This window comes from Brevundimonas sp., from assembly GCF_016463485.1.
Classification (GTDB): domain Bacteria; phylum Pseudomonadota; class Alphaproteobacteria; order Caulobacterales; family Caulobacteraceae; genus Brevundimonas.
Window position 1 is genome coordinate 1 of the sequence record NZ_JAEMRD010000113.1, and the last position, 10,831, is coordinate 10,831.

The 10,831-nt window shown below is 66.7% G+C and carries 11 protein-coding genes and 1 tRNA gene; 5 read left to right on the forward strand and 7 right to left on the reverse strand.

The window, feature by feature from the left end; genetic code table 11:
- Window positions 1–191 precede the first annotated feature (191 nt).
- From JHC99_RS14040 to JHC99_RS14055, 4 genes are all read left to right on the forward strand, one after another.
- On the forward strand, window positions 192–341 hold the full coding sequence (locus JHC99_RS14040) for a hypothetical protein (protein WP_292155015.1): 150 nt from the start codon (window positions 192–194) through the stop codon (window positions 339–341).
- Between the two features lie 65 nt (window positions 342–406).
- Entirely contained in the window at window positions 407–964 is a 558-nt protein-coding gene (locus tag JHC99_RS14045; RefSeq protein ID WP_292155016.1) for a hypothetical protein, read from the forward strand.
- A 466-nt stretch (window positions 965–1,430) separates the two neighbouring features.
- A complete protein-coding gene (gene purD, locus JHC99_RS14050) occupies window positions 1,431–2,708 on the forward strand; it encodes a phosphoribosylamine--glycine ligase (protein WP_292155017.1) in 1,278 nt (425 codons plus the stop codon).
- A gap of 277 nt (window positions 2,709–2,985) precedes the next feature.
- Window positions 2,986–4,524, forward strand: a complete 1,539-nt coding sequence (locus JHC99_RS14055; protein WP_292155018.1) for a carboxylesterase family protein — start codon at window positions 2,986–2,988, stop codon at window positions 4,522–4,524.
- Here the strand turns inward: JHC99_RS14055 and JHC99_RS14060 are convergent.
- From JHC99_RS14060 to JHC99_RS14075, 4 genes are all read right to left on the reverse strand, one after another.
- On the reverse strand, window positions 4,521–5,609 hold the full coding sequence (locus tag JHC99_RS14060; RefSeq protein WP_292155019.1) for a L,D-transpeptidase family protein: 1,089 nt from the start codon (window positions 5,607–5,609) through the stop codon (window positions 4,521–4,523). The genes JHC99_RS14055 and JHC99_RS14060 overlap by 4 nt on opposite strands.
- A 41-nt stretch (window positions 5,610–5,650) precedes the next feature.
- Complete coding sequence (locus tag JHC99_RS14065) at window positions 5,651–6,487, reverse strand: SGNH/GDSL hydrolase family protein (RefSeq protein ID WP_292155020.1); 837 nt, start codon at window positions 6,485–6,487, stop codon at window positions 5,651–5,653.
- Window positions 6,484–6,651: a hypothetical protein gene (locus JHC99_RS14070; RefSeq protein WP_271146831.1), complete on the reverse strand. Its 168-nt coding sequence runs from the start codon at window positions 6,649–6,651 to the stop codon at window positions 6,484–6,486. The genes JHC99_RS14065 and JHC99_RS14070 overlap by 4 nt, the downstream gene beginning before the upstream one ends.
- 87 nt (window positions 6,652–6,738) lie before the next feature.
- Window positions 6,739–7,545 (reverse strand): SIMPL domain-containing protein, encoded by an 807-nt coding sequence (locus tag JHC99_RS14075; RefSeq protein ID WP_292155022.1) that lies wholly within the window; start codon window positions 7,543–7,545, stop codon window positions 6,739–6,741.
- Window positions 7,546–7,749: 204 nt separating this feature from the next.
- Between JHC99_RS14075 and JHC99_RS14080 the strand changes: the two genes are divergently transcribed.
- Window positions 7,750–7,825 (forward strand) — tRNA-Ile (locus tag JHC99_RS14080).
- A gap of 136 nt (window positions 7,826–7,961) precedes the next feature.
- Here JHC99_RS14080 and JHC99_RS14085 read toward each other — a convergent pair.
- The 3 genes from JHC99_RS14085 to JHC99_RS14095 all read right to left on the reverse strand — a co-directional run.
- On the reverse strand, window positions 7,962–8,252 hold the full coding sequence (locus JHC99_RS14085; protein WP_292155024.1) for a hypothetical protein: 291 nt from the start codon (window positions 8,250–8,252) through the stop codon (window positions 7,962–7,964).
- A gap of 97 nt (window positions 8,253–8,349) precedes the next feature.
- Entirely contained in the window at window positions 8,350–8,730 is a 381-nt protein-coding gene (locus JHC99_RS14090; RefSeq protein WP_292155025.1) for a hypothetical protein, read from the reverse strand.
- Between the two features lie 805 nt (window positions 8,731–9,535).
- Window positions 9,536–10,831: hypothetical protein (locus JHC99_RS14095; RefSeq protein ID WP_292155026.1), on the reverse strand; the 1,296-nt coding region annotated here is incomplete at its 5' end.

Here is a 10,831-nt window from a genome sequence, read left to right on the forward strand (position 1 = left end):
GTCCTCCAGCGTCCGATTCAGCGCGAAGGCCAGTTCGGTGATGGTCTGGGGCGGGTTGTTGTCGCGGGCGGGTGCTGGCGCGTCGGCCGGTCCCTCGAAGATATAGGAATCGTCAGAAGGGTTTGGGCTCATGCGGCACCGTAACGCGCGTCGGCACTGGCGGAAACGGGGGCTTTCGCTATCGTCGGGAAATGGCCGACCCCTCCGACCCCGACGACCGCGACCCCCGCGAAACCGACCTCCAGCGCCGCAGCGCCGGCCCGGCGATCAGCCCCTGGCTGGTGATCGGGCTGATCGCGATGCTGGGGGTGGGGGTCTATGCGGTGATGGCGATGAATTAAGCACAATGATTAGCTGCTCCAGATTGTTATCTGAAATCACCCTCTGTTCGGGAGTTAGCTGACTGATGGGTTGGATTACCCCCGCCATCGTGACCGCTTTGTCTTTGGCTCCGGCGGGCCAGATATCGCCTTGGGATGCCAAAATCTTGGGCTTATCGATTCCAAGTCAGGAAGCAACCGCCAGCAATGGCGTGATCGTGGTCATACAATATGTCGAGGCCGCTAGGCGTATTGAATATTACTCACCCGACATCGAAACCCCGATAGGGACGATTTACATCAGTCGGCACGATACCAATGCAGTTGGCGGAGAGTTGAGAATATCTGGTGTCTCGACTTATCGAAGGCCTTGGCGTCTTTATGATAGAGCGGTCTTTGATGACGGTACATCTGCGGGCTACATCGATGGTCCAAACGAAGTTGGAGGGGACTGTCAGTCTCCTGCGGGCTGCATTGCCAACGAGTATTTTTCTGTTTCGATCACGCCTTCGGAGATCGCACAGCACGCTCGGGCTGGGCATTTGAACTTTGAATTGAAGTCCAGTCGCAGCCAGGATGTTGCTAGGTTTACTGTCCCTGTCTCATATTTTGACGCAATAACTGAGTTGGCCGATCGGGACTGAGCCCAGCCCAAGACATAAATTCCTTCTGATATTCAAACCGGGGTCGATTGGCGAGTTCTGAATTTTCCCGTCATCCTCCGGCGAGCGTAGCGAGACCGGGGGACCCAGCGGCGCCGAAGGCGATCTGTTCAGGGATGATGTCAGACGTGGTGTGTGCGTGACAGTTTCGCGCTCTCGCGCGCCGCTGGGTCCCCCGGTCTGCGCCGCCAAGCGGCGCCTTGCCGGAGGATGACGAAAGGTTAGCGATAGTGTCGTCTCCTCCCCGTCGCACTTGCGATGGGGAGCCATCGACCACGAAGTGGTGGCGGGGCTCTCACCGCGCGCACCGCATCTGATTTGGGAGCCCCTCCGTCTCCTCGCTGAAGAGGCTCGGATCCACCTCCCCATCGCTGCGCGACGGGGAGGAGATGCGGGTTGAACCCAACCCCCGCTTGACCCCGCGCGTCATCGCCGCCATTGGCCGGGCATGAACATCCTGCTGGTCGGATCGGGGGGGCGTGAACACGCCCTGGCCTGGAAAATCGCCGCGTCGCCCCTGACGAAGCGGCTGGTCATCGCGCCCGGCAATCCGGGCATGGAAAAGCTCGGCGAGCTGCGTCCCGGCCTGAAGGCCGACGACGCCGACGGGCTGGCGGCGCTGGCGCGGGAAATCCGCGCCGATCTGGTCGTCGTGGGGCCCGAGACGGCGCTGGCGGCAGGACTGGCCGACCGGCTGGCGGCGGCGGGTATTCCCTGTTTCGGGCCGACGCAGAAGGCCGCCCAGCTGGAAAGCTCCAAGGCCTTTTCCAAGGCGTTTCTGGAGCGGCACGAGATCCCCACGGCCGGATACGGCGTCTATGACCGGGTCGCCGATGCCAAGGCGGCGCTTTCGGTGTTCAAGCCCCCCTATGTGATCAAGGCCGACGGTCTGGCTGCCGGCAAGGGGGTGGCGATCAGCCCCGACAAGGCCGACGCCGAGGCCGAGATCGAGCGGATGCTGGGCGGGCGGTTCGGCACGGCCGGGGCCCGCGTCGTGATCGAGGAGTTCATGGACGGGGAGGAGGGCTCGCTGTTCGCCCTGTGCGACGGACAGCGGGCGGTGCTGTTCGGCGGGGCCCAGGACCACAAGCGCGCCTTCGACGGCGACACCGGCCCCAACACCGGCGGCATGGGCGCCTATTCCCCCGCGCCCGTCTTCACGCCCGAACTGGTCGAGGCGGCGGACCGTCTGGTCGTCCAGCCGACGATGGCGCACATGGCGGCGGAGGGCGCGCCCTATCGCGGGGTGCTCTACGTCGGGCTGATGGCGACAACCGAGGGGCCCAAGGTGGTCGAGTTCAACGCCCGTTTCGGCGACCCGGAATGCCAGGTGCTGATGATGCGGATGGCCGGCGACATCGTGCCCTATCTGCTGGCCTGCGCGCGCGGGGATGTGTCGGGACTGCCGGTGCCGGCGTTCAAGCCCGGCACGGTGATTTGTGTGGTCATCGCCGCGCGGGGCTATCCCGACAGCCCGCTGGAGGGCTCGATCATCCGCGGCGCCGAACAGGATTTCGGACCGCACGTGCAGGTGTTCCACGCGGGCACGAAGCGCCGCGCGGACGGCCAGCTCGCGGCGGCGGGGGGGCGTGTGTTGAACGTCTGCGCCGAGGGGGCGGATATCGCTGAGGCCCGCGAGCGCGCCTATGCCGCCATCCGCAAGATCGATTTCCCCGGCGGCTTCAGCCGTTCGGACATCGGCTGGCGGGCGATGGATCGAGCATAGGGTTCCCTCTCCCACCGGGAGAGGCTTGAGCCTCCGGGAGCGCAGCGATCGGCAAGGCGAAAGGGTGAGGGGATCAGGTGTTTCCATTGAGCCCCTGCCGGTTGGCGATGCGAACAACAGCGATGTCATGACCGTGGCTCACTCAAACCGACACGCCCCTCACCCTTTCGCGCCAGGACGACGGCTTCGCCGCCGTGCGCTCAAGCCCTCTCCCTATGGGAGAGGGGTCGCGTTGCTTCTCCTCCTCCTGCTCGGTGGCTGCATCACGCATCCTGGGATGGCGCATCACGTCCGTTTCGCCGCCGACGCCCGGCCGGTGCTGGCGACAACCCATTCCGGGACCCTGCGCGGTGTCCAGGGCAACGGCGTTCAGGCCTTCCTCGGCGTTCCCTATGCCGCGCCCCCGACGGGCGACCACCGCTGGCGAGCCCCCCGACCGGCCGACCCTTGGACCGGCATTCGCGATGCCCAGAGGATCGGCGCCGACTGCACCCAGGCCCTGGGGCGCGAGGCGGTGCTCGGCGGGGGCGGCGGGATCGTGGTTGGGGTCGAGGACTGTCTGTTCGTCAACGTCTATGCCCCGGCCGAGGCCAGCGCCCAAAGCCTTAACAAGCCGCGTCCGGTCATGGTCTATCTGCACGGCGGGGCCTTCACGATCGGGGCCGGGGCCAACTATGACCCCAGCCGTCTGGCGCGCGAGCAGGGCCGGGTGGTGGTCACGGTCAACTTCCGGCTGGGCGCCCTGGGGTGGCTGGCCCATCCGGGCTTCGAGGATGGCCCAGGCGGCAACTACGGCCTGATGGATCAGCAGGCGGCCCTGCGCTGGGTTCAGGCCAATATCGCGGCCTTCGGCGGCGATCCCGGCGACGTGACCCTGTTTTCCGAAAGCTCCGGCGCCTGGAGCGCCTGTTACCTGATGGCCGCGCCGTCGTCACAGGGGCTCCACAGCCGCGTGATCCTGCAGTCCGGGCCGTGTCTGGAGCCGTCGTCGCTGAACGCCGTTGCCGATCAGCTCGAGCCCGGTCGGCTGTTCGCCGAACGTCTTGGCTGTACGGGTGAGAACGCAGTCGCCTGCCTGCGCCGCCTGCCGGCCCGCACCCTAGCCCGCGCCGCCTCGACCCGTTCGGGCATCAACGGGCCGGGATCGTGGGGGCCGGTGTACGGTGACGCCCTCGTGCCCATCAGCCCTGCCGAGGCCTTCGCGACCGGCCGGTTCGTCCGCACCCCTGTCATCGTCGGCACCAACCTGGACGAAGGCCGGCTGTTCGCCGTCGAGGTGCGGGACATGGATCGCTATGCCGACGAGACCCTGTGGCTGTACGGCGAGGCCGGCCCACGCGTGCTGGACCGCTATCCGGTCGGCCCCGAAGGCCCCGCCGTGGCGATTGCCCAGAGCTTCACCGACAGCCGGTTCGCCTGCCCCTCCGACGCGCTACGGCGGGTGCTGTCGAAATGGGTGCCCACGTACGGCTATGAGTTCGCCGACCGGCGCGCCCCGATACGGCTGCCGAGTTGGATCACCGGTCTGGACATGGGGGCCTATCATGCGTCGGAGGCGACCTATGTGTTCGGGACGTCCTGGCTGTTCGCCGACACCGGCGCGTGGACGGCGGACCAGCGCGCCCTGTCTGAGCGAATGATGGCACTCTGGGCCGGTTTTGGGCGCGACGGCTTCGAGGCCGACTGGCCGCGCGTCGTGACCGGTGGCGACCCGGTCAAGGTCTTCGACCCGGCCGGAGACCGGATGGACGAGACCTTCTTCAGCCGCCACCAGTGCGAGTTCTGGGGCGGGACGGCGCTGGGGGCACCGGTCTAGACGAACCGGACGGCCACCCCCGGCTTGACCGCCGCCGCCAGCTGTTCGGCGTCCCAGTTGGTCAGGCGGACGCAACCGTGGCTGGCGGTCTTGCCGATCTTGGACGGGTCGGGCGTGCCGTGGATGCCATAGGTGTCGCGCGACAGGTCGATCCAGACACTGCCGACCGGGTTGTTCGGCCCGGCGGGCACGCTCACCCGCTCGCCCTTGCCGAAGGTCAGGCGCGAGGGGTCGTAGAGATAGTCGGGCTCGGGCGCCACGCCCGTCACCGTCAGGTTTCCCGACGGCGAGAGGTTGTCGCCGCTGCCGATCGTCGCCGGATAGAAGGCGACCAGCGTCCCGGCGGCGTCATAGGCCTTGACCGCCTTCTCGGCCTTGTCGACCTCGATCCGCGCGACCTGGGGCAGGGGGCGGTCGATCAGGGCGGGGACCAGGATGGCCATCCCGGCGCGGGCGAAATCCACCGAGGGGTTCAGGGCCTGGAGCAGATCTTCGGACATGTGGAACCGCTCGGCGATCCGTTCGCGGGCGGTCGAGAAGTTCGTACCCTGGGCGGCCTGGGCCGACAGGTCCTCGCCGGCCGGGGGCGGGCTGAAGGGTCCGCCGACGTCGGCCGGGGTCAGGACGTATTCGGTCATCACGGGCTGGGCGTCGGTCGTGGCCAGGGACTGGATCAGGGCTGCGTCGACGGCGTCGCCGGTCCCCAGTCCCCTGGCCTCACGATAGGCGGCGATGGCCTGTCGGACGTTCTCGCCGTGCAGGCCGTCGATGACCCCGGGCGAGAAGGACGACCGGTCCAGCAGCACCTGCAACCGGATCATGGCGGGGTCGGGCGGCGTAGCCGCAGGCTGGCCGTTCGGCGACGCCGGGGCCGGTGTCGTCGGGACAGCAGTCGGCTGCGCGCTCGGCATCGCCTGTTCGATCTGGTCGGGGGTGAACAGGCCCGGTGCGGCCCGAACCTGTGCGGATGCAACCGGTGGATTGCCGCCGGCCTTGGCACCCTCGGTCGGATCGTTGGCTCCGCAGGCCGCCAGCGGCAGGGCGGCGGTCACAAGCAGGGCGAGGTGGAGGGGACGCAGGCGCATGAAAACACTCGGATAAGGCCGGACTGGCCCTATCAAGCTGTTCAGCGGGCGATGCGTTCCGTCGTCGGCACCGCGACGGCCTGGGCCAGACCCTCTGCGGTGATCGCGGCCCAGCAGGCATAGCCGTCGTCGTTCATGTGGATGTCGTCCGGGCCGATGCCGCCCCGGTTCAACCGGCCCCAGTCTCGCATGGCCTCGAACCTGCGCTGGACGGCATAGCCGATCCGGCTGCCCTCTACCGCGATCAGCCGCGCCGTCTCGTCCAGCAGCGGATTGCGGCCCGGAAAGTTGACCGCGTTCTCAGGCAGTCGCTGGGGGTCCACCAGCAGCACATCGACATTGTAGCGCGCCAGGATCGCCTCGCCGCGCTGGATGTCGGCCATGATGTCGTTCCACGGCCGGGCCCGCAGCACGTCATTGGTGCCCAGCTGCCAGATCACCAGATCGGGCTGATAGCGCTGGATCTCCGCCTCGAGCCTGTCGACCGTCTCGCGCGCGGTCTCGCCGCCGACGCCGCGGTTCCAGACATTGATGGCCACGGTCGGGAGCCGCGTGCGCAGGCCCGATTGCAGCAGGGGCACGAAGCCCAGCTCGACCCGGCTGGCCCCGATCCCCTCGATGCTCGACGACCCGACAGCCAGAATCGACAGACGATTGCGCGCCACCGCCGCCCGGCTGCGGACCAGGCCGTCGCCGGCCAGGGTCAGGCTGTCGGCGCTGACCGGACAGGCCTCGGAGCTGGTCGCCGGACGTTCCGCAGCCGAGGGCAGGGACGGCTCGGCCGCCTTGGGCGTTTGCGCGCGCGCCGTCGATGCCATGCTCAGCGCCACGAGGGCGCCGAGTCCGGCGGCGGCCAGAAGGATGGTCGTCAGTCTCACCCGTTCTCTTCTCCTGTCGCCGGGTCGGTGGCGGTCTCGCCCGAGTTCGAGCTGCCTTCGGAACCACGCGGTTCGGTGGCGGGGCGGGGCGGTTCGCCGTCACCGGCGGGTCGCTGGTTCTCGGTCTCGGTAGTACGGTCCTTGGGGCGTTGGGCGTCGGTCATCATCGTCTCCTGATTAATCACGGCCAGGCCGCCCACGGCAACGCCCGGCCCCTGCGGTCGGCTCCGCAGGGACCGGACTTTGTTCGCCTATCTCAGGTCATAGACGCCGGTGATGTCGATCTTCACCGACAGTTCGCCGCCCGAGATCGGGGTCGATGCGCTGTCGGCCATGGCGGCGCGGGCGTACAACATCGGCATGGGCTGGGGTGGCTGATAGCCTCCGCCCTCGTTCAGCGAGCGGATGCCGCCCAGCGTCACGCCCAGAGCCTCGGCATAGAGCCGCGCCTTGGATTGCAACGCCGTCACCGCCATGCGCCGGGCCTCGTCCTCAGCCGCCTTGGGGTCCTGCAGGCCAAAGGCGATGCCGTCGATCTGGTTGACCCCGGCCGCGACCACGGCGTCGGCGGTGGTCCCCACTTTGGTCAGGTCGCGGATGGTCACGGTGACGCGGTTGGTCGCCTGATAGCCGCGCAGTTTCGGCGGCTGGTTCTCGACGTAGTCATATTGCGCCTGAAGGTTCAGGCCCGAGGTCTGGATGTCGCGTTCGGCCAGGCCCGCGCGACGCATCGCCGTGGCGACCTCGGTCATCCGGGCGGCGTTCAGGGACATGGCCTCGCGTGCGGTCGGTGCCTCGGTCACGACGCCGAAGGTGATGGTGGCCATGTCGGGGGCGACCTTGACCTCGCCAGTGGCCGACAGGTTCAGCGAGGGCTGGGTCTGGATCATCTGGATGGTGCTCTGGACGGGTTGCGAGCCGGTGGCCCCGCCTTGGCTGGACTGGGCGTGGGCCGGCGCGGCCATGGCGGTCGCGGCCATCAGGGCACCGCTGAGGGCGAGGACGCGGAAGGAGGGGGCGCGCAGGCCGGGTGCGGTGAGGGCGAGGGATCGTGTCATGGGGGCTCCTGAAAGAGACGTGGTCCGGACGGCGCGCTTGTCGCCCGCCGCCATGTCCGAACCTTGGCCGATCGCGCCTGAACGGCGTGGCGGTGCCTCTGTCAGGGAGCGTTCATCGCCGTGACATCGCCGACAGGTTCGCGGCGCCTTTGCAGCCAGACCCATGTCCTGCTAGGCCGTCGCCTCTCCCGCGCGCGGACACGGGGGCGAGTAGCTCAATGGTTAGAGCCGACCGCTCATAACGGTCTGGTTGGGGGTTCGAGTCCCTCCTCGCCTACCACTACCTCAATTTACCTGAATTATAACAATGACTTACGTGGCCATTGTCAAACTCGTAGTGCCGCCCTTGGAGTCACCCGGGTCAATGTCCGCTTTCTGACCGCATTCTGTCGGCCGCTTTCGACCCAAAGCGGCCCTTAGATACGGACAACCTTTGTCGGTCCGTCAGCGGAAACCCACCATGTCGTCGCGAACTCAATAACCTCCTCGAGCGTTTCGCCGGGGTGGCTGGAGGTGGTCACAAACCGAGTGGGGTCCGAGGCGTCGCCCACAATGAGCCAGTCAATCTCGTCTTCCACCTGCTCGCAACCTTGGCCAACCACCGCGATCAACGACACGTTCTCAGCTAGGCATTCCTCCACGAAAGCAGGAAGAAGTGCCTTGTCCGATAGGGGCAGTGACAACACGATTTTTGGCTCGGTGATCATGGGCGGACGGTATCAAAGCCAAAGTCGGCTTCCCATCCCTGACGGTGATCCAGCATGTCCGCTTTCCGACGTGATGCCTTCGACGGATTTCGACCCGTCAGAGACTTTCGGAAAGTCTGCTTCGCGTGAGCGACGTCGCCGCATGTGAGTCCCAGAACGCATCCATGAATGAACTGAACCATCCGCTGTCCATGCCCATCGACCGTCTTCCATCTTGGGCGGAGGCGAAGACTAAGCCCCAAGGAAACGTGGGGCCGAATCCATGCTCGCAGTAGACGATCAAAGTATCTGACTCTGCTTCGTGGTCGAACACGACCCACCCATCGAACTGCTGTCCGGCAGTTCCGTACTCCCAATCAAGGGTGATCGGGCGCGGATCGACACGCCTATGTAGGACGGCCTGCTTTGCGTTGTCGTCCGTGAGACGGGACAACTCGCTGTCGATCTGGGCGACAATACTTTCTCGAGTCGTCGGCATGATTGAAGCCTAGCTCCGCACGACGCGAATGTCGCCTTCCCACCCCTGACAGCCATCCAGCACGTCCGCTATCCGGGGCGGTGCCTTTGACCGGGTTCGACCCGTTGCGGACCTTGGATTTACTAAGTCGGTCGCCATTGGCTAGTCGAAACATGGGCTTGGCCTGTCATCCGCCCGGTAGCGCCTGCCAATCACGGTTCGCACCCTTTTCAGAGAGATTTTCTGACCCGGCCTGCATGAGCTTTGGTCCGGGATTCGGACTCTCGTGTTGCGCCCGTCCACTTCAACCGCAGCAGTGAGCCTAACCCCTTTTGCGCCCGTAAGACCGACACTGGTTACTCGTCCAGTCGATGAGTTCGCGTCACCGTAAGAGCCGAAAAGACCAACGAGGACCGCTCCCAGAAGCACTGCGATCCAAAGGCCACCTTGAACACCGCCATCCGACGCTTTTGTGGTCTTGATCGACATTCAGATGAGACCATGGGTTAGGCAATGGTGTGCCGGTGACGCTGTTCAAGTCGCCAGCCTAGACGAAGCAATGTCCGGTTCCCCCCCATAGCAGACTCTACGAGAGTCCGCTTTCCGGCGGGGCGTCGCCGCGCCTGGAGGGCTGTTCTTTGAAGTTTGCCTGCAAGGCTCTCCAGGTACGACCCTCGGTGCCTCTGGTCCTTTCCTCCTGGTCCGTGAGGGTTAGACAGGCAAAGCTAAGTCTTTGATTCGGCTACAGGCCAATCGGCCGGTTAGACACGGCTAAGTGTCTGATATCAGGTGCGAACCACTGGTCCTCCTCGCCTACCACCCTGCCTCAGTAGGGCCTCGGCGTCGCCTCGCACGAGCGCTCACGCAGCCGCTCCTGGTCACGCACCCAGCGGCGGTCGTAGCGGGGGTCACTGGCGAAGGGGAGCGGAGGATTGCGGCGGCCGAAGCGGGCCTCGCCCCAGTAGCGGGTGTCGTCGATAAAGGTGCCGCGCTGGTCGTACCAGCCGCAGCCGGCGTTGAAGCGGTTCAACCCCGGCACGACATAGGCGTCGTTGACGTAGGCGATGCCCAGGGCCCCCTCTTCCTCGGCCCACCACGACTGCGGATAGGGGCGTTGCTGGCACTCGAAGCCCTGTTCGCCGCGCCGCCAGAAGGGGACGAACCGACCGCGATACTCGGGTCGGAACTCGGGCGAGCATTCCCGGCCGCGCGACCACAGGGAGTTGCCACGCGCATCGATGTCACCGCGCGCGTCCGCGAAGAAGATCTGTTCGACACCAGAGAAGGCGGTGTTGGTCACCACGGCGCGGCCAGCCTGGGCCACGACGCCGACATAGCGGGCGCGGACGCGCGAGCCGGTCAGGGTCAGCTCGCCGCCATAGACGACGACACCCTTGTCTGCCAGGCACAGCTTCGAGCCCTGGATGGTGACGCGGACCCCGTCCACGGCGACGCCTTCGCCATAGCCGCAGATGCGACTGTTGACGATCGACAGCTCGCCCAGTTCGCGGCGCGAGCGGACGTTCACGCCAATGGCGCGGGGGCCGAAATTGGAAGGATTGTGCTCGCCGGTCAGGAAGACGTTGGTCAGGCTGGACGGGCCGCCGGGCCCGGGCGAGATCTCGACGCCGGACTGGGCGTTGACGACATTCAGGCCCACGGCGGTCAGGGTGCCGGCGTCGACCAGGATGGCGGGGCCAGTGGTCTGGGCGTTGATCGAGCTGGAGCGGATGTCGAGCACACCGCCGCGCACCAGGATGGCCGCCTCGTCGCCGACGTGGCGCAGCGAGACGCGGTCCAGCGCGATCGTCGCTTCCTCGCCGCTGATGCAGGGGGCGTCACCGGCTGTGGGCGAGGCCAGGGCGATGTCCTGGATCACGGCGCGGACGCCGGGGGCCACGGTGATGCAGGGCAGGCCCTGCGGCGCCTGCAGCGTGACCGACCCGGCATAGCTGCCCGAGCCACGAATGGTCATGGCCTTGTCGATGTTCAACCAGCCGACGCAGGGGCCGCCCGAAGCGCGGATGGTCAATGTGCCGCCGGGGGCCACGCGCCGCGCCGCCGCCTCGACACCACCGCTGCCGGGATTGCCGCCACAGTCGACGACGACCTCGTTCTGGAG